The organism is Pseudomonas xantholysinigenes (assembly GCF_014268885.2).
In the GTDB taxonomy this organism is placed as follows: domain Bacteria; phylum Pseudomonadota; class Gammaproteobacteria; order Pseudomonadales; family Pseudomonadaceae; genus Aquipseudomonas; species Aquipseudomonas xantholysinigenes.
On the sequence record NZ_CP077095.1, the window covers coordinates 2,059,025 to 2,082,727 of the forward strand.

Consider the following 23,703-nt stretch of genomic DNA (forward strand, 5'->3'; position numbering starts at 1 on the left):
TTATGCGCCGACCACGATCGGCTTGGCCAGGTTCGGGCGCAGGGTGTCGGCCGCGCTAGCGGGAGCGACACCGGCCTCGAACTCGGACCGGAAGTATTTGATGGCACTGCCCAATGGCTCGACGGCACCCGGTGCGTGAGCACAGAAGGTACGGCCTGGGCCGAGGAAGTTGACCAGACCCAGCAGAGTCTCGATGTCTTCGGCGCGGCCCTGGCCTTTCTCCAGGGCGCGCAGCATCTTCACGCTCCACGGCAGGCCGTCGCGGCACGGGGTGCACCAGCCGCAGGATTCGCGGGCGAAGAACTCTTCCATGTTGCGCAGCAGCGAGACCATGTTGATGCTGTCGTCGACCGCCATGGCCAGGCCAGTACCCATACGGGTGCCGACCTTGGCGATGCCGCCGGCGTACATCTGTGCGTCCAGGTGTTCGGGCAGCAGGAAGCCGGTACCGGCGCCGCCTGGCTGCCAGCACTTGAGCTTGAAGCCGTCGCGCATGCCACCGGCGTAGTCTTCGAACAGCTCGCGGGCAGTGACGCCGAACGGCAGTTCCCACAGGCCAGGGTTTTTCACCTTGCCAGAGAAGCCCATCAGCTTGGTGCCGTGGTCCTCGCTGCCTTCACGGGCCAGCGACTTGTACCAGTCGTTGCCGTTGGCGACGATGGCTGGCACGTTGCACAGGGTCTCGACGTTGTTCACGCAAGTCGGCTTGCCCCATACGCCAACGGCGGCAGGGAAGGGCGGCTTGGAGCGCGGGTTGGCGCGGCGGCCTTCCAGCGAGTTGATCAGCGCGGTTTCTTCACCGCAGATATAGCGGCCGGCACCGGTGTGCACGAACAGCTCGAAGTCGAAACCGGAACCGAGGATGTTCTTGCCCAGCAGGCCTGCGGCCTTGGCTTCGTCGATGGCGCGGTTGAGGTTCTTCGCCGCGGTGGTGTATTCGCCACGCAGGAAGATGTAGCCACGGTAGGCCTTGAGGGCGCGGGCGCTGATCAGCATGCCCTCGACCAGCAGATGGGGCTGTTGCTCCATCAGCATGCGGTCCTTCCAGGTGTTGGGCTCCATTTCATCCGCGTTGCACAGCAGGTAGCGGATGTTCATGGATTCGTCTTTGGGCATCAGGCCCCACTTCACGCCAGTGGGGAAGCCCGCGCCGCCACGGCCCTTGAGGCCAGAGTCCTTGACGCTCTGCACGATGTCGTCGGCGGACATCTCGGCCAGTGCCTTGCGGGCAGCGGCATAGCCGTTCTTCGACTCGTACTCGGTCAGCCAGACCGGCTCGCCGTCGTCGCGCAGGCGCCAGGTCAGCGGGTGGGTTTCGGCGCTCCGCGCGATGCGGTTGGCCGGGCCGAAGGAAGTGATGGTCATACGTAACCCTCCAGCAGCTTGGAGACGCCGGCAGGTTGCACGTCGCCAAAGGTGTCGTCGTCGATCATCAGCGCCGGGGCCTTGTCGCAGTTGCCCAGGCAGCACACCGGCAGCAGGGTGAAACGCCCGTCCGCGGTGGTCTGGCCGAGGCCGATGCCCAGCTCGCTCTGGATCTGGCTGACCACCGATTCGTGGCCGCCGATGTAGCAGACCATGCTGTCGCAAACGCGGATGATGTGGCGGCCGACCGGCTGGCGGAAGATCTGGCTGTAGAAGGTGGCCACGCCCTCGACGTCGCTGGCGGGGATGCCCAGCACTTCGCCGATGGCGTAGATGGCGCCGTCCGGCACCCAGCCACGTTCCTTCTGGACGATCTTCAGGGCTTCGATGGAGGCCGCGCGCGGGTCCTCGTAGTGGTGCATCTCGTGCTCGATGGCCGAGCGCTCGGTTTCGCTCAGGGCGAAACGGTCGGTTTGGATAAGCGTGCTGTTCATGCTTAGCGGTCCACGTCAGCCATAACGAAGTCGATACTGCCCAGGTACGCGATCAGGTCCGCGACCATGCTGCCCTTGATCACCGAAGGGATCTGCTGCAGGTGCGGGTAGCTCGGGGTACGGATCCGGGTGCGGTAGCTCATGGTGCCGCCATCGCTCGTCAGGTAGTAACTGTTGATGCCCTTGGTCGCCTCGATCATCTGGAATGACTCGTTGGCCGGCATGACCGGGCCCCACGAGACTTGCAGGAAGTGGGTGATCAGGGTCTCGATGTGCTGCAGGGTGCGCTCTTTCGGTGGCGGCGTGGTCAGCGGGTGGTCCGCCTTGTACGGGCCTTCCGGCATGTTGCGCAGGCACTGGTCGATGATGCGGATACTCTGACGCATCTCCTCGACACGGACCATGCAGCGATCGTAGGCATCGCCGTTGTGGGCCAGCGGCACTTCGAACTCGAAGTTCTCGTAGCCGGAGTAGGGGCGTGCTTTACGCAGGTCGAAGTCGCAACCGGTGGAACGCAGGCCGGCACCGGTGGTGCCCCATTCCAGCGCCTCTTTGGTGTTGTACGCGGCGACGCCGATGGTACGACCCTTGAGGATGCTGTTCTGCAGGGCGGCCTTGGTGTACTCGTCGAGGCGCTTGGGCAGCCATTCGACGAAGTCCTTGACCAGCTTGTCCCAGCCGCGCGGCAGGTCGTGGGCGACGCCACCGATACGGTACCAGGCCGGGTGCAGGCGGAAACCGGTGATCGCTTCGATCACGGTGTAGGCGCGCTGGCGGTCGGTGAAGGTGAAGAACACCGGGGTCATGGCGCCGACGTCCTGGATGTAGGTACCCAGGAACAGCAGGTGGCTGGTGATGCGGAAGAACTCGGCGAGCATGATGCGAATCACGTCGACTTTCTGCGGCACCTGGATGCCGGCCAGCTTCTCCACTGCCAGTACGTACGGCAGGTTGTTCATCACCCCGCCGAGGTAGTCGATACGGTCGGTGTAGGGGATGAAGCTGTGCCAGGACTGGCGCTCGGCCATTTTCTCGGCGCCACGGTGGTGGTAGCCGATGTCCGGGACGCAGTCGACGATTTCTTCGCCGTCCAGCTGCAGGACGATACGGAAGGCACCGTGGGCGGACGGGTGGTTCGGGCCAAGGTTGAGGAACATGTAGTCCTCGTTGGCGCCTTGGCGTTTCATGCCCCAGGCTTCGGGGTTGAAGCGCGCTGATTCCTCTTCAAGCTGCTGCTTGGCCAGGTTCAGGCTGTAGGGGTCGAACTCGGTGGCGCGCGCCGGGAAGTCCTTGCGCAGCGGGTGGCCTTCCCAGGTCGGCGGCATGAGGATGCGCGACAGGTGCGGGTGGCCGGCGAAGTCGATGCCGAACATGTCCCAGACTTCGCGCTCGTACCAGTTGGCGTTGGGCCAGATGCCGGTGACCGAAGGCAGGTTGAGGTCGCCTTCGCTCAGCGACACCTTGATCATCACATCGCTGTTACGTTCCACCGACAGCAGGTGGTAGAACACGCTGAAGTCGGCGGCCGGCAGGCCGCGGCGCTGGGTGCGCAGGCGCTCGTCGACGCCATGCAGGTCGTACAGCATGCTGTACGGCTTGGCGACGTTGCGCAGGAAAGAGAGCACTTCCTTGAGCTGGGCACGTTTCACCCACAGGACCGGCATGCCAGTGCGGGTTTCCTGGGCGACGAAAGCGTCGGCGCCAAAACGGTTGTGCAGTTCGACGACCACATCCTGGTCGTCAGCCTTGTAAGGCGGAATATAAATAGCGGTGTCCGCTGTCATGGTCTCGGTCGCTTTGAGTCAACGTAGAGAATGAAGCCAGGCCGCCGGCTCCCTCGGGAGCGGGCGGCAGGTCGCTGGATCAGACTTCGTCGGGGCTGCGCAGGTTGGTTACCGCGATACGCTGTTCGCGACGCAGGTCCTTCTGGGCGGGCATCTCGGCACGGTAAATGCCTTGATCACCGACAACCCAGGAGAGCGGGCGTCGCTCCTGGCCGATCGACTCCTGCAACAGCATCAGGCCTTGCAGGAACGCTTCGGGGCGTGGCGGGCAGCCAGGCACGTACACGTCCACGGGGAGGAACTTGTCGACCCCCTGAACGACCGAGTAGATGTCGTACATGCCACCGGAGTTGGCGCACGAACCCATGGAGATGACCCACTTGGGCTCGAGCATCTGCTCGTACAGGCGCTGGATGATCGGCGCCATCTTGATGAAGCAGGTACCGGCGACGACCATGAAGTCGGCCTGACGCGGTGATGCCCGGATGACTTCGGCGCCGAAGCGGGCGATGTCGTGGGGCGCCGTGAAGGCCGTGGTCATTTCCACGTAGCAGCAGGACAGGCCGAAGTTGTACGGCCAGAGGGAGTTCTTGCGACCCCAGTTGACCGCGCCACGCAGCACATCTTCGAGCTTGCCCATGAAGATGTTCTTGTGGACCTGGTCCTCTAGCAGTTGATCGGTGACGGTTTCCCGTTCACCGACCGGGTACTGCTCGTTGGGTGCATCCGGATCGATTCTGGTGAGATTGTATTGCATGCCAAAGCCTCATTGTTTCAGCTTCGCTTGCCGCTTGCGGCGACCTTCGGGAGCCCAATCGAGCGCCCCGACGCGCCATAGGTAGACAAGACCAGCCAACAGAATTGCAATGAAAACGAGTGCTTCGACGAATCCGGTCCAGCCGCTTTCGCGGACGGACACAGACCATGCATACAGGAAGAGGGCTTCGATATCGAAGATCACGAACAGCATCGCGACCAGATAGAATTTGGCGGAGAGGCGCAGGCGGGCGCTGCCCACGGGCAGCATGCCGGATTCGAAGGGTTCGTTCTTGGCGCGACCCCAGGCCTTGCTACCGAGCAGGCTGGACAGGCCGAGCATGAAGGCACACAGGCCGACGACACCCAGGAGGAAGATGGCAAAGCCCCAGTTGTGGGCGATGAGACCTACCGAATCGGACATGCTTGAAATCCTTATACAGAGACCCAGCTCTGCAGTCTGTAAAAAGTAGAGCGGCGACGTGGTGTCGCAGACGCAGTGACCAAATGTCGCAGCTGAATCAATCGCGCTGATTTTATGGGTAAACCCTGTGCAAGTAAAATTTCCGTTGCAAATTTATTCGTAGGTTTAAGAACAAAAATCTTTCGTAACCGGCTGAAAGCCTTGAGTTTCGGGCATTGCGTGCGGTTTTGTTAATTATGTTTCTTGCATGGCGTAATGGCGGCTTAGTTGTGTAATGATAATTAATATCATTTAAGCTGAGCTGCATGGATTGAGTCTTTCTGAGCCTTGCAAAGTTCATTGGCCAAATACGCCCCCTTGCCAAGCGGAAAAACCCTCGTTCTAGCAATTTTCGCTGCCCCGCGCACCGCTCTGGATCAATGCTTTATCGATTGAGCCGCAGGTGACCGACGCGGCAATCAGCCACTGGCCGAGCCAATAGGCGAGGATGATCAGGTACTTGGCGGCGGTGAACGGCGCGACGAAGCGATCGATGCCAATCAGGCTGTCGGAGAACACGAAGGCGCAGGCGCCCAGCGCCGCGAGCCCGCCACAGGCCAGGGCGCGCCAGAGCATGGCGCCGATGGCCAGGGCGTACAGTGCCACTGGAATCAGCAGTGGACCCAGGCCATGGCCGGCGAGCAGGCCGAACAGCGAACCGCCTATCAGCACTGCGAAGGCCAGGGCCGGGTAGGCCGGGCGCCGCGTGAGGGTGCAGTAACCGCGTAGGTAAGCCAGGTGCGCGCAGAGAAATGCCGCCAGGCCGAACACAAAGAGGTCGCGGGGGATGGCCAGGAGGATGTCGCCGAGCACTGAGAAGGCCAGACCGAGGATGATCCAGCGCCGATAGGGCGTGGCGGGCGCAGTGCCCAGCCAGGTAATCAGGGTCAGTACGGGAACGGGTTTGACCAGCAGGCCAAGCAGGGCGTTGTCGCTGGCCAGCGCATAGAGATAGAGGGCGGCAGCTGCGACGGCAATGGTGAGCAGGTGGCCAGGGCGGGGCATGGGCAGTCCTTGCTTTGGGGTAGCCACAAGCTTAGACCTGATCCTGGGTTTTGCGCTGGCCTGTGCCGGCCCTTTCGCGGGTAAACCCGCTCCCACAGGTTTTGCATTGCTGCGCGATCCTGTGGGAGCGGGTTTACCCGCGAAGAGGTCGGTGCAGACAAAAAGAAGCCCAGGCTCCTTGCGGAGCCTGGGCTTTCTGTTCAGTTCACCGCACTCAGTGGAACTGCTCTTCCTCGGTCGAACCGGTCAGGGCGGTCACCGACGAAGCGCCACCCTGGATCACGGTGGTCATGTCGTCGAAGTAGCCGGTACCGACTTCCTGCTGGTGGGCGACGAAGGTGTAGCCCTTGCTGGCGTCGGCGAATTCCTGCTCCTGCAGCTTCACGTAGGCGGTCATGTCGTTGCGGGCGTAGTCGTGCGCCAGGTTGAACATGCCGTGCCACATGTTGTGGATGCCGGCCAGGGTGATGAACTGGTGCTTGTAGCCCATGGCCGACAGTTCGCGCTGGAACTTGGCGATGGTGGCGTCGTCCAGGTTCTTCTTCCAGTTGAACGAAGGCGAGCAGTTGTACGACAGGATCTGGTCCGGGTACTCCTTCTTGATCGCCTCGGCGAAGCGACGGGCTTCTTCCAGGTCCGGCTTGGCGGTTTCACACCAGATCAGGTCGGCGTACGGGGCGTAGGCCAGGCCGCGGGCGATGGCCTGGTCGAGGCCGGCGCGTACCTTGTAGAAGCCTTCACGGGTGCGCTCGCCAATCACGAACGGCTGGTCGTATGGGTCGCAGTCGCTGGTCAGCAGGTCGGCGGCGTTGGCGTCGGTACGAGCCAGGATGATGGTCGGTACGCCCGCCACGTCGGCGGCCAGGCGCGCGGCCACCAGCTTCTGCACGGCTTCCTGGGTCGGGACCAGGACCTTGCCGCCCATGTGGCCGCATTTTTTCACCGAGGCCAGCTGGTCTTCGAAGTGCACGCCGGCGGCGCCCGCTTCGATCATGTTCTTCATCAGCTCGTAGGCGTTGAGCACGCCGCCGAAACCGGCTTCGGCGTCAGCCACGATAGGTGCGAAGTAGTCGATGTAGCCATCGTCGCCCGGGTTCTTGCCGGCTTTCCACTGGATCTGGTCGGCGCGACGGAAGGCATTGTTGATGCGCTTGACCACGGTCGGTACCGAGTCGACCGGGTACAGCGACTGGTCGGGGTACATCGACTCGGCCGAGTTGTTGTCGGCGGCCACTTGCCAGCCGGACAGGTAGATGGCCTGGATGCCGGCTTTTACCTGCTGCACTGCCTGGCCGCCGGTCAGGGCGCCCATGCAGTTGACGAAATCTTTTTCTGGGCGGAAGGACGGGTGGGCACCTTCGGTGACCAGCTTCCACAGTTTATCCGCGCCTTGGCGAGCATAGGTGTGCTCGGGCTGCAGCGAGCCACGCAGGCGAACGACATCAGCGGCGGTGTAGGTACGGGTCACGCCTTTCCAGCGCGGGTTTTCGGCCCAGTCTTTCTCGAGGGCTGCAATTTGCTGTTCGCGTGTCAGTGCCATGGAAATAAACCTCGTCGCATCGATCTTGAGTGTAATTGTGCTGATGCTCGGATACGCGGATCAGAAGCCAGGCGGCTGTCCTGTCCGGGGGAGTGCGGCGGCGAACGCGAAGGCTCGAAGGGGAAGGGTGTGCAGGCCAGGCGAAGGTGTGCCCTGCAGGTCGGCTCGTGGTTGCCTTGCTGCGGTGCGACGCGATTGCCAGAACTGCGGTGATGCGCTTCCGTCCCTCGGGACAACTTCTTCGTTGCAGTCGCAATCCCGTCGAACCGCCTTGTGGGCCGTATGGACACGAGGTGCCTCCACGGTGGGAGGAGCGCACCTCGAAGACCCTTGCCAGGGCCTCTGATTAGCGGGAGCGAGGCCATCATGCCCTTGCCGAAAAGAGCCTGTCAAATGTTTTGTAGTGCTTTTTTTGGCTTACTACATCTTTGGTCTGATGCGACTTGTCGGTCAGTTTCAAGGCCTTCGGTCGAGGCCTTGATTCGCCTGGGTTCAGTCGAGAAGGTCGACTTTGACCCGCAATGTCATGTTTTCCCCGCGCTGGGTGCTGTAACTGAGGCTTGACGCACTGCGTTCGGCTTGGCTCTGCTGGTTGTACCCGGCCAGGGTGATCCACTCGCCGAGCTTGCCGGTGACGGTCGTGTCGGTGCTCTGCACTTTCACTACATCGGCACGTTCCTGGCTCATTCGATCATTATTGCTGCTGATTTGCAGGCGAACCGTGTCGCCGCTCAGGCGCGGGGTGACATAGAAACCCTGGGTGACATTGCGGTATTCGGTGTTGCTCTGGATGCGCCCATAGCCATCGGTAGATGTGCTGGTAACGGGGATGCTCTGGCCCACCTGGATCAGCGCCGGCTGGCCATCGCTGGCCTGCACCTGTTGCAGGCCGCCTTCGCGGTTGGCGGTGCCGTAGCGGATCACACGGGCGTTGCCGTGGTTGTCCTGGAAGTTGCTGTCGTTGTTGTCGACGCTGATCAACAGGCGCTTGGGCGCGGTGTCGAGTTGTTGCAGCAGGGCGCGCAGGTCGTCGATGCGTTGCTGGCTGGCGTTGACGATCAGCTTGTCCTCGAAAGTGCTGACCGTGCCGTCCTTGCCGATGAACGACTGGGCGGCGGGCAGCAGTTCGGCGCTGCTGCGGTGCTGCAGCGGGATGACCTCGGTGGCGGCCTGGGCGCTGAGGCTGGCGGCCAGCAGCAGGGAGGCGAGCAGGGGGCGTAGCGGCATGTCCATGATCTCCGCGGATGGAAGGGACATGATGGCAAATTTGCGTGCAGTTTGCCGTGTGGATTGCCGGTGGTTGCTGCCAGACAAATTCCGTAACATCGCATCCCTCGATTTTCAGTCTCGCTTGCACAGCCAGCCTATACCTTGTGGGAGCGGGCTTGCCCGCGAATACGTCCGGTCAGGCAACAGAGTTGATCCTGCTGACGCTTTCGCGGGCAAGCCCGCTCCCACAAGGAGTTGCGTTGTCTTCGCTTCCTGCACAGGATTCCAATGAAACCCGCCCGACTTCGCGCCGACCTGCTCGCCGGCCTCACCACCTCCTTCGCCCTGGTGCCCGAGTGCATCGCCTTCGCCCTGGTGGCCCACCTCAACCCGCTGATGGGCCTGTACGGCGCCTTCATCATCTGTACGCTCACCGCGTTGTTCGGTGGCCGCCCCGGCATGATCTCCGGCGCCGCTGGTTCCATGGCGGTGGTGATCGTCGCCCTGGTAGTACAGCACGGCGCCCAGTACCTGCTGGCCACGGTGCTGCTCGGCGGGGTGGTGATGATCCTGTTCGGCGCGCTGCGCCTGGGCAAGCTGGTACGCCTGGTGCCGTACCCGGTGATGCTCGGCTTCGTCAATGGCCTGGCCATCGTCATCGCCCTGGCCCAGCTGGAGCATTTCAAGGAAGGTGAACACTGGCTCTCGGGCACGCCCTTGTACCTGATGATCGGGCTGGTGGCCTTGACCATGCTGGTGGTCTACGTCTTGCCGAAGTTGACTCGCGCCGTGCCACCTGCGCTGGTGGCGATCCTCGGTGTCGGCCTGTTGGTGTACCTGCTCGGCTTGCCGACCCGCACCCTGGGTGACATGGCGCATATTGCCGGAGGGCTGCCGCAGCTGGCGCTGCCGCAAGTACCCTGGAATCTGCAAACCCTGACGATCATTGCGCCCTACGCATTTCTGATGGCCATGGTCGGTTTGCTGGAAACCCTGCTGACCCTAAACCTTACCGACGAAATCACCGAGAGCCGTGGTTATCCGGATCGCGAATGCGTGGCACTGGGCGCGGCCAACATGGTCTCGGGCTTGTGCGGCGGCATGGGCGGTTGCGCGATGATCGGCCAGACCGTGATCAACCTCAGCTCCAATGGTCGCGGGCGCCTGTCGGGCGTGGTGGCCGGGGTGATGATCCTGTTGTTCGTGCTGTTCCTGTCGCCGCTGATCGAGCGCATTCCGCTGGCGGCGCTGGTGGGGGTGATGTTCGTGGTTGCCCAGCAGACCTTCGCCTGGGCCTCGCTGCGGGTGCTGCACAAGGTGCCGGCGAGCGATGTCCTGGCGATCGTCGCGGTGACCGTGGTCACGGTGTTCACCGACCTGGCCATGGCGGTGATGTTCGGCATCATCATCGCCGCGATCAACTTTGCCTGGCAGCATGCCCGCGAGTTGTATGCCAACAGCCATGTGGACGACGAGGGCGGCAAGCATTACCAGGTGCACGGCACGCTGTTCTTCGCCTCGACCACGCCGTTTCTCAACCAGTTCGACCCGGCGGGCGATCCGGCCAAGGTCACCCTGGACTGCCAGCACTTGAGCTTTGTCGATTATTCGGCGATCGCCGCGTTGCAGACCTTGCGCGAGCGGTATGCCAAGGCCGGCAAGCAGTTGCGGGTGGTGCATCTGTCGGAGCGCTGCAAGAAGCTGCTGAAGCGGGCGGGCGAGCAGCACTGAAGATCATTGTGGCCTGTACCGGTCCCTTCGCGGGCAAGCCCGCTCCCACAGGGATTGCATACCCCCTGTGGGAGCGGGCTTGCCCGCGAAGGGGCCGGTACAGGCGCTAGGCTTACTCCCCGCGATTCTTCTTGACGATGCCATCGGCAATGCTCGCCGGTGCCTCGGCATAGCGGGTGAACTCCATGGTGTAACTGGCCCGCCCCTGGGTCATCGAACGCATCGAGGTGGCGTAGCCGAACATCTCGCCCAGCGGCACCTCGGCGCGGATCACCTTGCCGGCCGGGGTCTCGTCGCCATCCTGGATCATCCCGCGGCGCCGGCTCAGGTCGCCCATGATGTCGCCCTGGTACTCCTCAGGGGTGACCACTTCGACTTTCATCACTGGCTCCAGCAGCACCGCGCCGCCTTTTTGCGACAGCTGCTTGGTGGCCATGGAGGCGGCGATCTTGTATGCCATCTCGTTGGAGTCGACATCGTGGTACGAGCCGTCGTACACCGCGGCCTTGAGGTTGATCAGTGGGTAGCCGGCCAGCACGCCGTTCTTCATCTGCTCCTCGATGCCTTTCTGGATGGCCGGGATGTACTCGCGCGGCACCACGCCACCGACGATCTCGTTGACGAACTCCAGGCCTTCCTTGCCCTCGTCGCCCGGGGCGAAGCGGATCCAGCAGTGGCCGTACTGGCCGCGCCCGCCGGACTGGCGAACGAAACGGCCCTCGATCTCGCAGGTGTTGCGGATCTTCTCGCGGTAGGCCACCTGCGGCTTGCCGATATTGGCCTCGACGTTGAACTCGCGGCGCATGCGATCGACGATGATGTCCAGGTGCAGTTCGCCCATGCCGGAGATGATGGTCTGGCCGGTCTCTTCGTCGGTCTTGACCCGGAACGATGGGTCTTCCTGGGCCAGCTTGCCCAGGGCGATGCCCATCTTTTCCTGGTCGCCCTTGGTTTTTGGCTCAACAGCCACGGAGATCACCGGGTCGGGGAAGTCCATGCGTTCGAGGATGATCGGTTTGTCGATGTCGCACAGAGTGTCGCCGGTGGTGACGTCTTTCATGCCGATCAGCGCGGCGATGTCGCCGGCGCACACGTCCTTGATCTCGGCGCGCTGGTTGGCGTGCATCTGCACCATGCGGCCGATGCGTTCCTTCTTGCCCTTGACCGAGTTGAGCACCGCGTTGCCGGAGCTGAGCACGCCGGAGTACACCCGGGCGAAGGTCAGGGTGCCGACGAACGGGTCGGTGGCGATCTTGAAGGCCAGGGCCGAGAACGGTTCCTTGTCGTCGGCGTGGCGCTCCAGGTGCTTGTCTTCGTGGTCCGGGTCGGTGCCCTTGATCGCCGGGATCTCGCTGGGGGCGGGCAGGTAGTCGATCACCGCGTCGAGCATCAGCGGCACGCCCTTGTTCTTGAACGACGAACCGAGGATGGTTGGCACGATTTCGTTGGCAATGGTGCGTTGGCGCAGGGCGGCCTTGATTTCATCGACGGTCAGCTCCTCGCCGTCGAGGAACTTCATGGTCAGCTCGTCGTTGGCTTCGGCGGCGGCCTCGATCATGTGCGCACGCCATTCGTCGGCCAGCGCCTTGAGCTCGGTCGGAATCTCTTCTTCGCGGTAGCTGGTGCCCTGGTCGGCGTCGTTCCAGTAGATGGCCTTCATCTTCACCAGGTCGATCTGGCCGATGAAGTTTTCCTCGCTGCCGATGGCCAACTGGATCGGCACCGGATGGTGCCCCAGGCGTTTGTCGATCTGCTTGACCACGCGCAGGAAGTCGGCGCCCTGGCGGTCCATCTTGTTGATGTAGGCCAGGCGCGGCACATGGTACTTGTTGGCCTGGCGCCACACCGTCTCGGATTGCGGCTCGACGCCGTCGGCGCCGCTGAACACCACCACCGCGCCATCGAGCACGCGCAGCGAGCGCTCGACCTCGATGGTGAAGTCGACGTGGCCGGGGGTGTCGATGATGTTGAAGCGGTACTTGTGCGCGAACTGCTGGGTCGAGCCCTGCCAGAACGCCGTGGTGGCCGCCGAGGTGATGGTGATGCCGCGCTCCTGCTCCTGGGCCATCCAGTCCATGGTCGCGGCGCCGTCGTGCACCTCGCCCATCTTGTGGTTGACCCCGGTGTAGAACAGGATCCGTTCGGTGGTGGTGGTCTTGCCGGCATCCACGTGGGCAACGATACCGATGTTGCGGTACAGCTCGATGGGGGTCGTGCGGGCCATGGTCGGGTCACCTGTGGGTGAGGATTCTCCCAAGGTAGCAGAGCGGGAGAATCCTGCCGGGCGACCGTCAGTCGGCGAGCACCTGCAACTGCCACTGGCCTTCGCTTTCCCGAGCCAGGCCGCTGGCCGCCAGCAGGGCCAGCAGGCGTGGGTGCAGCTCGCTGTCGGTAAAGGCCTTGACCGTGTCGAGGTCCAGGGTACCGACGGTGATCAGTTCGTTCTTGGCGTAGGACAGCCAGGCTTTCTTCAGGTACTGCAGCACGTCGCTGGCAGCGGAGTTGGCGAAGCGCCGGTGCAGCGTGCGACCGTCGAGCGCGAAGCTGTGGCGGTGGTTGTAGCCGCTCTCGTCGGCATTGCCCTCGAGGCAGCGGTGGCAGCGGCAGGGGCCGTCGCCGAAGACGTTGCGCAGGTAGGTGTTGAAGTCCACGACGGGCTTGAGGGTCAGGCGTTTGTCGACCTCGAACAGGTCGGCGATCAGGGGTTGTTCGGCGCTCACTCGGTATCCTCGCGTGGTGGGGCGTGCATCGCCGGGCACCCTAACAGATCGGGCCCCTCAGATCATCTTTTGCAGGCCTGGCCTCTTCGCGGGTAAACCCGCTCCCACAGGGATTTTCACATTGCCTGTGGGAGCGGCTTTACCCGCGAAGAGGCCATTAGAGACAACAAGGGCCGCCTGCCGTACTCTACGCGCCAGCAATTCAACCCCTTAAAACCGAGGTAACCCCGCTTGAGCACCAAGTACCCCTACACCGCCACCGTGACTGTCAGCGCCGAAGACCGTGGGGGTGATACCGAGGCCTCGGAAAACCCCAGCATGCGTGTCGGCCTCGAAGCGGTAACCGAAACCCTGAAGAAGGTGCATTTCGTCGGTACGCTCGGGGCTCCGGAAAAAGGTGCCACGCACATCTGCGTCACCTTGGAGAACGGCCTCAGCTATTACGGCCCGATCGTCAACGGCCATGCCGAGCTCGAAGGCGGCTGGATCGCCTTCGAATGCGACATGCCCACCCCCGAAGAGCTGGGCCTGTAAGCTTCAGCCCAGCTCCGCCAGGCATTGCTCGAGGATATCCAGCCCTTCTTCGAGCACCTCGGCCTCGATGGTCAGCGGCGCCAGCAAGCGAATGATGTGGCGCGCCTTGCCGCTGGGCATCAGCAGCAACCCTCTGGCCCGTGCCGCCTCCAGCACCTTGGCCAGTTGCGCCGGCGCCGGGCTGCCATCGGCATTGACCAGTTCCAGCCCGCGCATGGCGCCGACGCCGGTCAGGCGGCCGAGCGCGGCGCACAGGCCGCTGGCCTGCCAGCGCGCGTGGCGCGCGACGATGGCCTGCTCCTGGCGTTCGCCCCAGGTGGCGATGTTTTCATCGGTCATCTGCGCAAGGCTGGCCAGTGCCGCCGCACAGGCGATCGGGTTGCCGGAGTAGGTGCCGCCCAGGCCACCCTTGGGCAGCGAGTCCATGATTTCCCGGCGGCCGACCAACGCGCCCAGCGGCATGCCGCCGGCAATGCTCTTGGCCAGTAACAGCAGGTCCGGCTCGATCCCGAGGCGGGTGAAGGCGAAGCGCTGGCCGGTACGGCCGAAACCGGACTGGATCTCGTCAACGATGATCAGGATCGCGTGCGCGTCACAGAAGCGGCGCAGGGCCTGGGCAAAGGCCGGGTCGAGGGCGAGGAAGCCGCCTTCGCCCTGCACCGGCTCGAAGATGAACGCGGCCACGTCCTCCACCGCCAGTTCGACGCTGAACAACCGCTCCATGGCCTTGAGCGCCTGCTCGCAGGTCACTCCGGTGTCGGCGCTGGGGTAGGGCAGGTGGTACACCGGGCCGGGCAACTCGCCGACCCGCTGCTTGTAGGGCGCGACCTTGCCGTTGAGGTTGAGGGTGGCCAGGGTGCGGCCATGGAAGCCGCCGTCGAAGGCGACGATGGCGCGCTTGCCAGTGGCGCCACGGGCGACCTTCAGCGCGTTCTCCGCCGCTTCCGCGCCACTGTTGGTGAGCATGCCGGCCAAGGGGTAGCTGAGCGGGACGAACTCGCTCAGGCGTGCCATCAGTTCCAGGTACGGGCCATGGGGCGCGGCGTTGAACGCATAGTGGGTCAGGCGCGTGGCCTGCAACTGGATCGCCTCGACCACCGCCGGGTTGCAGTGGCCCAGGTTGAGTACGCCAATGCCGCCGACAAAGTCGATATAGCGTTTGCCGGCGGTGTCCCAGACTTCGGCATTACGGCCATGGGAAAGTGTAATCGGGTGAACGATGGCGATGGACTGGCTGATACTTTCCTGATTCATGTGCACGCGGCCTGTTGTTCGAATTACTGACTATCGAAGCGTGCCGGGGATATATTTCGCAAACGAATTATCGGATTGCGATCATTCCGCGAATTCGTGATCTTGCTGAAAGATTTGTGCTGCTGTTGCCGGCCTTTTCGCGGATAAACCCGCTCCCACAGCGACTCAAGTTCAGTCTGGGAGCAGCTTTGCCCGTGCAGGGGCCATTACAGGCGGCCTCGATCCTCCTCGGCCACCCGCTCGTGAATCCACTGCACGAAGGCCCGCACCTTGGGCACCTCGGCCGCATGCTCGGCATGGGCCATGAAGTGCCGGCCATTGCTGGCCACCGGGTGATCCCAGGCCACCACCAGCTTGCCCTCGCTCAGCTCTTCGGCCACCAGGTAGCGCGGGATCAGGGCAATGCCGCAGCCGGCGATGGCGGCGCGAATGCACAGGTAGAAGGTGTCGAAACGTGGCCCGTGGTAGCTGTTCTGGCTGTGCAGGCCCAGCCCCTGGAACCACTCGTGCCAGGCTTCCGGGCGCGAGGCGCATTGCAGCAGGCGCTGCTCGCTCAGGGCCTGGGCACTGCCCAGGGGCTTGCTGGCCAGCAGCGACGGCGCGCACACCGGCAGCACTTCTTCGCTGAACAGCTCCAGGCAAGTCGCCCCGGGCCAGGTGCCCTGGCCGAAGAAAAAGGCGATATCGGCCTTGGCCTGCACCAGGTCGAAGGGCTCCAGTTCGTTGCGGATGTCCAGGTGGATGCGTGGGTGCCGCTCGCCGAAGCCCTTGAGCCGGGGCACCAGCCAGCGCGCGCCGAAGGTCGGCTGGGTGGCGATGCGCAGCACTTCGGTCTCGTCGCCGTAACTGAGGATGTAGCGGCTGGAAATGTCGATCTGGGTGAGGATCTTGCGGACTTCGGCGAGGTACAGCGCGCCGGCCGGGGTCAGTTGCAGGCGTCGCCGGATGCGCTGGAACAGCGGGTGGGCGAGCATGTCCTCGAGCTGCGCCACCTGCTTGCTGACCGCGCTCTGGGTCAGGTGCAGTTCCTGCGCCGCGCGGGTGAAGCTCAGGTGACGGGCGGCCGCTTCGAAGCATTGCAGGGCGGTGGTCGAAGGCATCAGGCGTTTGGACATGATGAGGGGCTACCCAGCGCAAATGGAAGAAATTCATTCATAAAAGGAATGATGTGGTTCAAAAAGGTCGTTTGTTGAGACGTGCCTATAGATTAATACTGACCGCGATCACGGCTGACAACCGGTTATTTGCACAGGAGGTTTTGCCCACTACCGGCGCTTTACAAGAACAACAACAGGCAACTTCGACTTTGCGAATTCTGCTCCAACCTCAGTCGCCCTTGCTGCGGCAGAGTCATTCGAGGGTTCCCCATGGCATCGCCAGACAACAAGAAACAGCGTTCCCTGCAGCACGGCCTGACTTCGCGCCAGGTCTCGATGATTTCCATCGCCGGCATCATCGGCGCGGGCCTGTTCATCGGTTCCTCCAACGCCATCGCCACCGCTGGCCCGGCTATTCTCATTTCCTACGCCATGACCGGCCTGCTGGTGCTGCTGGTGATGCGCATGCTGGGCGAGATGGCCATTGCCAATCCCAACAGCGGCTCGTTCTCCACCTACGCCAGCGAGGCCATCGGGCCTTGGGCGGGCTTCACCATCGGCTGGCTGTACTGGTGGTTCTGGGTGCTGATCATTCCGGTCGAGGCGATTGCCGGCGCGGACATCCTGCACGCCTACTTCCCAGGCGTGCCGTCCTGGCTGTTCGCCTTCCTGATCATGCTGCTGCTGTCGGGGACCAATCTGGTCAGCGTGAAGAACTTCGGCGCCTTCGAATACTGGTTCGCCCTGGTCAAGGTGGTGGCGATCATTGCTTTCATCGTGGTTTGCAGCCTGGCGGTGTTCGGCGTCTGGCCGCTGGCCGAGGTGTCTGGCGTCAGTCGCCTGTGGGATAACGGTGGCTTCATGCCCAACGGCTTTGGCACCGTGCTCGGCGGCGTGCTGATCACCATCTTCTCGTTCTTTGGCGCCGAGATCGTCACCATCGCCGCCGACGAGACCGCCAACCCCAAGGACAAGATCCGTCGCGCCACCAACCTGGTGGTTTACCGCATCGCCATCTTCTACCTGGCTTCGATCTTCCTGGTGGTCTCGCTGGTGGCTTGGAACGATCCGGGGCTCAAGGCGGTGGGTTCGTTCCAGCGCGTGCTGGAGGTGCTCAACGTGCCCGGGGCCAAGCTGCTGGTCGACCTGGTGGTGCTGGTGGCGGTCACCAGTTGCATGAACTCCGGCCTGTATACCGCGTCGCGCATGCTTTACTCGCTGGGCGCGCGTGGGCAGGCGCTGGGCATGACCAAGCGCATCTCCGGGGCCGGGGTGCCGACCGTGGCGGTGATCCTCTCGACCTTTGCCGGTTTTGCCGGGTGCCTGGTCAACTATGTGTTTCCCGGCAAGGTGTTCGGCTTCCTGCTGTCCACCACGGGCGCCATCGCTCTGCTGGTGTACCTGGTGATTGCCGTGTCGCAGTTGCGCATGCGAGCCCGCGCCGAGCGAGAAGGCCGCGCGCTGGAGCTGAAGATGTGGCTGTTCCCCTGGCTGACCTGGTTGGTGATCGGCACCATCCTGGTGGTGCTGGGCTACATGCTGTTCAGCGATGCCTACCGTTATGAAACGCTGATGACCGCCGGGGTGACGCTATTCATCCTGCTGGTGTCGCTGACCCAGCGGCGCAACCGGGTTGGCGCGTTGCTCAACACCTGAAGGCCAGGCGTGCGCCGCACGCCAGCAAGGCTGTCGCCTTCGGGTAATTGGCGCAGGCGAGGCGGGGCGCTACCATCGGCCTGCGCTGCCTGTCCAATTCCTACAAGCCAAGGACGCCCATGACCGATTCACTGCAACACCTCGCTGCTCCCGAAGGCATCTGCTACGGCTGCGGCTGTGCCCACCCCAATGGCCTGCATGTGCAGAGCCACTGGGACGCCGACGGTATCCACCTGCTCAGCCGACATACCCCGGACCCTGGCTTCACCGGTTGGCCCGGGCTGGTCTACGGCGGCCTGCTGGCGATGCTGGTGGACTGCCATTCCAACTGGACCGCCATGGCCTACCACTACCGCGCCGAAGGCCGCGAACCGGGTAGCCTGCCACGCATCGATTGCGTCACCGGCCAACTCGGGCTGACCTATCTCAAGCCCACGCCCATGGGCGTCGAGCTGTTGCTCAAGGCCTGGGTCGAGGGCGAGGTCGGGCGCAAGAGCCGGGTGATCTGCGAGGTTTGGGCCGGCGAGGTGCTGACCGTGCGGGCCGATTCGGTATTCGTGCGGGTCGATACCGAACAGCTCAAGCGCCAGGCCCAGCAACAGGGACAGCGCTGATCGCAGAGTCGTCTTTTCATTTGCAGCGCCCGGGCGGGGCTGGCATTGTCGCAGACGATCCGGCTGCCCGACAGGATGTTGCCATGCCCTACCAGATCCGCCCGGCCCGCAGCGATGACTGCGTTGCCCTGAGCCAGGTCGGCCAGGCTACCTTCGCCCTGGCCAGCCCGCCCGACAGTGCGCCTGCGGCGCAGCGGCACTACATTGCGCACAATCTGCAACCCGAGCATTTCCGGGCACACCTGCGCGACCGCCACAAGCGCCTGCTGGTGGTCGAACAGATGGGCCAGGTGCTGGGCTACAGCATGCTCGACCTGGCGCCCGGTGCGCTGGGTATCCCCGACGCTGATCCTCTGGTCGAGATCTCCCGCTGTTATGTACTGCCCTGCGCCCACGGGCTGGGCGCGGCGCAACGGCTGCTCGAGGCGACCCTGGCCCAGGCGCCCGGCGCGATACGCCTGACCGTCAATGAACGCAACGCCCGGGCGATCCGCTTCTACCAGCGCAACGGTTTTCGCAAGGTGGGGGAGGCAATCTTCCCCTGCGGCGATGAACGGCACCGTGACTGGGTGATGGTCAGGACGGCCGTGGCGCTCTAGATTGATCACTTCCTACCTGCAAGGCGCAACCATGACCGACCTCAGTGCTTTCCCCATCACCCGCAAGTGGCCAGCGCGGCACCCTGAACGCCTGCAACTGTATTCGCTGGCCACGCCCAACGGCGTCAAGGTGTCGATCATGCTCGAAGAGATCGGCCTGCCCTACGAGGTGCACAAGATCAGCTTCGACACCGAGGAGCAGCTGAGCCCGGCGTTCATCTCCCTGAGCGCCAACAACAAGATCCCGGCGATCCTCGACCCCGACGGGCCTGGCGGCCAGCCGTTGCCATTGTTCGAGTCGGGCGCGATCTTGCAGTACCTGGCGGAGAAAAGCGGCCAGTTGCTGAGCCACGACCCGGCCCAGCGCTACCTGACCTTGCAGTGGCTGATGTTCCAGATGGGCGGCATCGGGCCGATGTTCGGCCAGGTCGGGTTCTTCCACTTTTTCGCCGGCAAGGCCTACGAGGACAAGCGCCCGCGCGATCGCTACGTCAACGAGTCGAAGCGTTTGCTGGGTGTGCTGGACCGGCACCTGCAAGGCCGCGAATGGATGGTCGACGAATACAGCATCGCTGACATCGCCATCTTCCCTTGGGTGCGCAACCTGGTGGATCGCTACAACGCCCGTGACCTGGTGGGCTTCGATGAGTTCGCGCAGGTGCAGCGGGTGCTGGCCAGATTCCTCGAGCGGCCTGCCGTTCAGCGTGGGCTGAAAATACCCGGTTGATTGCGCATCTCTGAGCCTGTGGGAGCGGGTTTACCCGCGAAGGCTGTGGCGGGTTCGCCATCGCATTCGCGGGTAAACCCGCTCCCACAGGCTCTTTACTCTAGAGAATCTGATTCAGAAGCCAGTACAGACTTCCCGCCAGCACCATCGCCGCCGGCAGCGTCAGCACCCAGGCCATCAGCAGGTTGACCAGGGTGCGCTTCTGGATCCCCGAACCATTGGCCACCATGCTCCCGGCTACCCCCGAGCTCAGCACATGAGTGGTAGACACCGGCAGCCCGAACATGTCCGCGGCGCCGATGGTGCACATCGCCACCACCTCCGCCGAGGCGCCCTGGGCATAGCTCAGGTGGGTCTTGCCGATCTTTTCGCCCACCGTCACCACGATGCGCCGCCAGCCAACCATGGTGCCCAGGCCCAGGGCGATGGCCACCGCCACCTTGACCCACAGCGGAATGTAGCGGGTGGCGTCGTCGAGCTGGCGCTTGAACAGTTGCACGTGGCGGTTGGTGTCGGCATCGAAGACCACCAACTGGCGCTTGTCGAGCAGGCGGATCGCTTCGCTGGTCAGGTACATGTCGTTGCGCACGTTGGCCATGGCCTCGGCCGGGACGCGATTCAACGAGCCATAGCCCTTGACCTCTTCGCCGATCATGCCGGTCAGCGCGGCCAGCGCCGGGACCAGCTCGGCGCTGGCCCGGGGCTCGCCGATGAACGCGGTCAGCACCTGGCGCGGATCCGCCGGGGCCGGCCCCGGTGCCGAACGCACCAGGGCCTGGCGGGTCACTTCGGCGACCGCCGAGAACTGCAGGGCCTGTTCGCTGGGCATGGTCTTGTTCAGGGCATAGGCCATGGGCAGGGTGCCGACCAGGATCAGCATGATCAGGCCCATGCCTTTCTGTCCGTCGTTGGAGCCATGGGCGAACGACACCCCGGTGCAGGTGAGGATCAGCACGCCGCGGATCCACCACGGCGGCGGCGTCTGGCCTGCGGGCGCCTGGTACAGCTCGCGACGCTTGACCAGCGCACGCAGGGCCAGCAACAGCAGGGCGGCGCAGGCGAAGCCGATCAGCGGCGAGAACAGCAGGGCATAGCCGACCTTGCTGGCCTGGGTCCAGTCCACGCCGCTGGTGCCATCACGCCCGTGCATCAGCGCGTTGGCCACGCCCACGCCGATGATCGAGCCGATCAGGGTGTGCGAGGAGGAGGCCGGCAGCCCCAGCCACCAGGTGCCGAGGTTCCAGATGATCGCCGCGAGCAGTAAGGCGAAGACCATGGCGAAGCCGGCCGACGAGCCTACTTGCAGGATCAGCTCCACCGGTAGCAGGGCGATGATGCCGAACGCCACCGCGCCGCTGGAGAGCAACACGCCGAGGAAGTTGCACAGGCCCGACCAGACCACCGCCACCGGCGCCGGCAGTGAGTGGGTGTAGATCACCGTGGCCACGGCGTTGGCGGTGTCGTGGAAACCGTTGACGAACTCGAAGCCCAGGGCGATCAGCAGGGCCAGGCCGAGCAGCAGGAAGGGCGTAAGAGTGGTGACGGTGGTGCCGCTGGCGCTGACGTCCTGCTTGAGGCTCCAGAAGGTGTAGGCCAGGCCGGCCAGCAGCAGGCCGAAGAACAGTACCAGGGTGGCGCGGCCAGGTTTATGGGTAAGTTGCGGGCGCGGGTTGCGCTGGGCCAGGCCAGCCGAGCTGGCCAGGGAGGGGGTAGCCATGGGGGCTCCGGTGGGCGTCGGGCGTTGATGCCTAAGTCATGAAGGATAAAAACAATTCGTTACCGGGGCGTGACCTCGATCAATGATCGCCTTAGGCTGGTGGGTAAACGATGTCGCAGGTGGCAACCATGATTCGCTGCAAACGGGTGTACGAACCGATCGAGCAAGGCGACGGCCAGCGGGTTCTGGTGGACCGTCTGTGGCCGCGCAACACGCGCAAGGACGCCCTGCATGGCCGGTGGCTGCGCGAAGTGGCGCCGTCCGACACGCTGCGCAAGGCGTTTCATGCCGGTGAGCTGGACTTTGCCGGCTTCACCCGGCGTTACCAGCAGGAACTGGCCGCCCATCCCGAGCACTGGTACCCCTTGTTGGACCTGGCCGGCAAAGGCGACCTGACCTTGCTCTATGCCGGCAAGGACACCACCCACAACAATGCCCAGGTACTGGCCGACTGGCTGGAGACGGAACTGGACCGGCGCGGGCCGGGCAGCTCCCCGGTGTGCTACGCCGATGGCTTGTAGGCGAGTGACGTCCATGCCTTTGCAGCTAGTGCCCGCCACCGACCAGCAGCGCACCTTCGCCCGTGACCTGACCCGTCGCGCGATGCTGCCGTACTACCAGCAATTCGACCTGCTGTGGATCGAGCAAGCCTTCGATGAGGCCTGGGGCTGGCGCGAGCAGTGGTTGGTGGTCGATGGCGATGCGCTGCTGGGCTTTTGCAGCCTCAGCCAGGACCGTCAGGCGCTGTACATCCGCGAGCTGCACCTGCTGCCCGAGCATCGCGGGCGGGGCGTGGGCAGTTGGGTGCTGGAAGTGCTCGCCGATTGGGCGGCGCAGCGTCGCTTGCCGCTGCTGCGGCTGATGGTGTTCAGCAGCAACCCGGCGCGACAGCTGTACCTGCGCCGGGGGTTCACGGAGGTGGGCACGGACGAGTGCTTCATCCGCATGCAGCGCTGCGTGGCCGGCCCCGGCGATTAGCGGATCGCGCCAGGCCGGTGTCTCAGGGTTGGCGCACCCGCGCCATCCGTCCCTGCGCCACCGTCGCCTCCAGCACTTGTCCCTGCACCGACAGCAGATCGCCGATCAGCAAGTTCTGCAGCAGCGCCTTGCCATCGAAGGTATTGCCGCCGAGCCACACCTCGTCCACCCCCTCGACCCGCACCAGCGCCTTGCCGACCTGGCCCAGGCGATTGCCGCTGACCAGCAGCGGCCCCGGCTGGCGCGCACTGTTGCGCAGGCTCAGGGCGTACTCCGGGGTATTGCCGATCCGGTTATCCACCAGGGCCAGCCCGGTCACCTCGGCGGCATCCACCGCGCTGCCTTGGCTGCTGGCAAGCAGGTTGCCGTCGATCAGCAGGGGGGCCGCCGTGCCGGGGGCCAGGTTGCGCAGCTGGATGCCGTTGCCACGGCTGTCGCCGATACGGTTGCCGGCCAGCAACACCGCGCCGCGCTGGTCGCTGATCTCGATGGCGGCCTTGGCCGCGGCGAGGATCAGGTTGCCCTCGAGCAACGCGCGGGTTTGGCCGCGCAAGCGCACGCCGCTGTTGTTGTCGATGCCCCGCAACTGGTTGTCGCGCAGGCTCAGCTGGCTGTCACGGACGTCGATGGCGTACTGCTGGGACTGCTCGAAACGGCTGCGGGTGATAACGGCCTGGCTGTGCTGCAACTCGACACCGCTGGACAGTTCGCTGAACTGACTGGCGTCGACCAGCAGCGTGGCCGGGCGCGTGGTGGCGGGTTGCTGGGCGCTGAGCGCGGTGCTCAGGCCGCGGGACAGGTTGGCGTTGTAGCCCAGGCGCCGCAGGCGCGAGTCGATCACCTCGGTGTGGCTGCCGGCCCAGGCCACCACGAAGGGTCGCCAGGCACGGTCGGTGGCACTGGGCTGGTCGCCGCTCACGCTTTCCAGGGTCGAGCGGCGCAGCCCCAGCCAGCCCTGGTTGATCAGCGCGGTGCCGGAAAAACTGTAGAGGTACAGGTGGCTATCCTCCAGCAACAGCCCGGCGTCGGCGCCGATCATCAACGGGTAGCTGAGCAGGTAGCCATCCTTGTGGCGCTTGAGGATACGCGGGTCGTGCAGGGTGTCATGCAACTGCGCCAGGGTGATGCTGCCGCCGCGCAGCACCACGGCTTGCGGATGGTGCGCTTGGTAGCCGGCGATGGCACGGAACAGGCCGTTGTTGACGAAGGGCTCGAAGGGCCAGCTGCCGGCCTGGGCCGAGAACATCGGTTGCAGGCTGACGCTGGCGCGCCCGGTCGGTGGCGTGCGCTGGGCGGGCGCCAGGGCCACGGCCGCGCGGACTTGCTGGCGCAGTTGGGCCAGGCTTTGCTGGTGCTGCGCAGGGTCGAGGCTGTCGACGCTGGGCGTGGCTTGCGCCGTGCCGGTCAGTAGCAGGGCGGCCAGGCAGGAGAGGGCGAAGCGACTGAGCGGTGCCATGGGA

Annotated in this window: 22 protein-coding genes; 8 read left to right on the top strand and 14 right to left on the bottom strand. The window is 64.3% G+C overall.

Annotation, left to right across the window (positions count from 1 at the left end; genetic code table 11):
• From nuoF to HU772_RS09310, 8 genes are all read right to left on the bottom strand, one after another.
• Entirely contained in the window at nt 1–1,365 is a 1,365-nt protein-coding gene (gene nuoF / locus HU772_RS09275) for an NADH-quinone oxidoreductase subunit NuoF (protein ID WP_050706492.1), read from the bottom strand.
• The gene (nuoE, locus tag HU772_RS09280) at nt 1,362–1,859 is read right to left on the bottom strand and encodes an NADH-quinone oxidoreductase subunit NuoE (RefSeq protein ID WP_012313767.1); all 498 of its coding nucleotides are present in this window, start codon (nt 1,857–1,859) and stop codon (nt 1,362–1,364) included. The genes nuoF and nuoE overlap by 4 nt, the downstream gene beginning before the upstream one ends.
• A gap of 2 nt (nt 1,860–1,861) precedes the next feature.
• Complete coding sequence (nuoC, locus tag HU772_RS09285) at nt 1,862–3,643, bottom strand: NADH-quinone oxidoreductase subunit C/D (RefSeq protein ID WP_186661845.1); 1,782 nt, start codon at nt 3,641–3,643, stop codon at nt 1,862–1,864.
• Nucleotides 3,644–3,722: 79 nt separating this feature from the next.
• Complete coding sequence (locus HU772_RS09290; RefSeq protein WP_023381221.1) at nt 3,723–4,400, bottom strand: NuoB/complex I 20 kDa subunit family protein; 678 nt, start codon at nt 4,398–4,400, stop codon at nt 3,723–3,725.
• A gap of 9 nt (nt 4,401–4,409) precedes the next feature.
• A complete protein-coding gene (locus HU772_RS09295) occupies nt 4,410–4,823 on the bottom strand; it encodes an NADH-quinone oxidoreductase subunit A (protein WP_043209159.1) in 414 nt (137 codons plus the stop codon).
• A 381-nt stretch (nt 4,824–5,204) separates the two neighbouring features.
• Nucleotides 5,205–5,867: a lysoplasmalogenase gene (locus HU772_RS09300; protein ID WP_186661844.1), complete on the bottom strand. Its 663-nt coding sequence runs from the start codon at nt 5,865–5,867 to the stop codon at nt 5,205–5,207.
• Between the two features lie 214 nt (nt 5,868–6,081).
• Complete coding sequence (gene aceA / locus HU772_RS09305; protein ID WP_186661843.1) at nt 6,082–7,407, bottom strand: isocitrate lyase; 1,326 nt, start codon at nt 7,405–7,407, stop codon at nt 6,082–6,084.
• 492 nt (nt 7,408–7,899) lie between these two features.
• Nucleotides 7,900–8,664 (bottom strand): secretin GspD/PilQ domain-containing protein, encoded by a 765-nt coding sequence (locus tag HU772_RS09310; protein WP_225923118.1) that lies wholly within the window; start codon nt 8,662–8,664, stop codon nt 7,900–7,902.
• A gap of 240 nt (nt 8,665–8,904) precedes the next feature.
• Here HU772_RS09310 and HU772_RS09315 point away from each other — a divergent pair, with 240 nt between their 5' ends.
• Nucleotides 8,905–10,347, top strand: coding sequence for a SulP family inorganic anion transporter (locus HU772_RS09315; protein ID WP_186661842.1), 1,443 nt, complete (start codon nt 8,905–8,907; stop codon nt 10,345–10,347).
• A 112-nt stretch (nt 10,348–10,459) separates the two neighbouring features.
• On the opposite strand, the gene fusA is transcribed toward HU772_RS09315, so the two are convergent.
• Nucleotides 10,460–12,571: an elongation factor G gene (gene fusA, locus HU772_RS09320; protein WP_186661841.1), complete on the bottom strand. Its 2,112-nt coding sequence runs from the start codon at nt 12,569–12,571 to the stop codon at nt 10,460–10,462.
• Between the two features lie 67 nt (nt 12,572–12,638).
• Nucleotides 12,639–13,067 carry a hypothetical protein gene (locus tag HU772_RS09325; protein ID WP_186661840.1) on the bottom strand — a complete coding sequence of 143 codons (429 nt, stop codon included), beginning with the start codon at nt 13,065–13,067 and terminating at the stop codon, nt 12,639–12,641.
• A gap of 231 nt (nt 13,068–13,298) precedes the next feature.
• On the opposite strand from HU772_RS09325, the gene HU772_RS09330 reads away from it, so the two are divergent.
• The gene (locus HU772_RS09330; RefSeq protein ID WP_186661839.1) at nt 13,299–13,601 is read left to right on the top strand and encodes a hypothetical protein; all 303 of its coding nucleotides are present in this window, start codon (nt 13,299–13,301) and stop codon (nt 13,599–13,601) included.
• 3 nt (nt 13,602–13,604) lie between these two features.
• Here the strand turns inward: HU772_RS09330 and HU772_RS09335 are convergent, their stop codons facing one another.
• Together HU772_RS09335 and gcvA are read right to left on the bottom strand one after the other, a co-directional pair.
• A complete protein-coding gene (locus HU772_RS09335; protein WP_186661838.1) occupies nt 13,605–14,855 on the bottom strand; it encodes a 2-aminoadipate transaminase in 1,251 nt (416 codons plus the stop codon).
• 206 nt (nt 14,856–15,061) lie between these two features.
• Nucleotides 15,062–15,970 (bottom strand): transcriptional regulator GcvA, encoded by a 909-nt coding sequence (gene gcvA / locus HU772_RS09340; RefSeq protein WP_186661836.1) that lies wholly within the window; start codon nt 15,968–15,970, stop codon nt 15,062–15,064.
• Nucleotides 15,971–16,222: 252 nt separating this feature from the next.
• Between gcvA and HU772_RS09345 the strand changes: the two genes are divergently transcribed.
• The 4 genes from HU772_RS09345 (at nt 16,223) to HU772_RS09360 (ending at nt 19,548) form a co-directional block, all read left to right on the top strand.
• Complete coding sequence (locus tag HU772_RS09345) at nt 16,223–17,608, top strand: amino acid permease (RefSeq protein WP_186661834.1); 1,386 nt, start codon at nt 16,223–16,225, stop codon at nt 17,606–17,608.
• Between the two features lie 119 nt (nt 17,609–17,727).
• The gene (locus tag HU772_RS09350) at nt 17,728–18,222 is read left to right on the top strand and encodes a PaaI family thioesterase (RefSeq protein WP_186661833.1); all 495 of its coding nucleotides are present in this window, start codon (nt 17,728–17,730) and stop codon (nt 18,220–18,222) included.
• Nucleotides 18,223–18,305: 83 nt separating this feature from the next.
• Nucleotides 18,306–18,821 (top strand): GNAT family N-acetyltransferase, encoded by a 516-nt coding sequence (locus HU772_RS09355; RefSeq protein ID WP_186661832.1) that lies wholly within the window; start codon nt 18,306–18,308, stop codon nt 18,819–18,821.
• Between the two features lie 31 nt (nt 18,822–18,852).
• Nucleotides 18,853–19,548: a glutathione S-transferase N-terminal domain-containing protein gene (locus tag HU772_RS09360; RefSeq protein ID WP_186661831.1), complete on the top strand. Its 696-nt coding sequence runs from the start codon at nt 18,853–18,855 to the stop codon at nt 19,546–19,548.
• A 100-nt stretch (nt 19,549–19,648) separates the two neighbouring features.
• On the opposite strand, the gene HU772_RS09365 is transcribed toward HU772_RS09360, so the two are convergent.
• Entirely contained in the window at nt 19,649–21,265 is a 1,617-nt protein-coding gene (locus HU772_RS09365) for an inorganic phosphate transporter (protein ID WP_186661830.1), read from the bottom strand.
• 128 nt (nt 21,266–21,393) lie between these two features.
• On the opposite strand from HU772_RS09365, the gene HU772_RS09370 reads away from it, so the two are divergent.
• Together HU772_RS09370 and HU772_RS09375 are read left to right on the top strand one after the other, a co-directional pair.
• A complete protein-coding gene (locus tag HU772_RS09370; protein ID WP_186661829.1) occupies nt 21,394–21,786 on the top strand; it encodes a DUF488 domain-containing protein in 393 nt (130 codons plus the stop codon).
• Between the two features lie 13 nt (nt 21,787–21,799).
• A complete protein-coding gene (locus tag HU772_RS09375; RefSeq protein WP_186661827.1) occupies nt 21,800–22,243 on the top strand; it encodes a GNAT family N-acetyltransferase in 444 nt (147 codons plus the stop codon).
• Nucleotides 22,244–22,265: 22 nt separating this feature from the next.
• Here HU772_RS09375 and HU772_RS09380 read toward each other — a convergent pair whose 3' ends face one another.
• On the bottom strand, nt 22,266–23,699 hold the full coding sequence (locus HU772_RS09380) for a right-handed parallel beta-helix repeat-containing protein (protein WP_186661826.1): 1,434 nt from the start codon (nt 23,697–23,699) through the stop codon (nt 22,266–22,268).
• Nucleotides 23,700–23,703 lie beyond the last annotated feature (4 nt).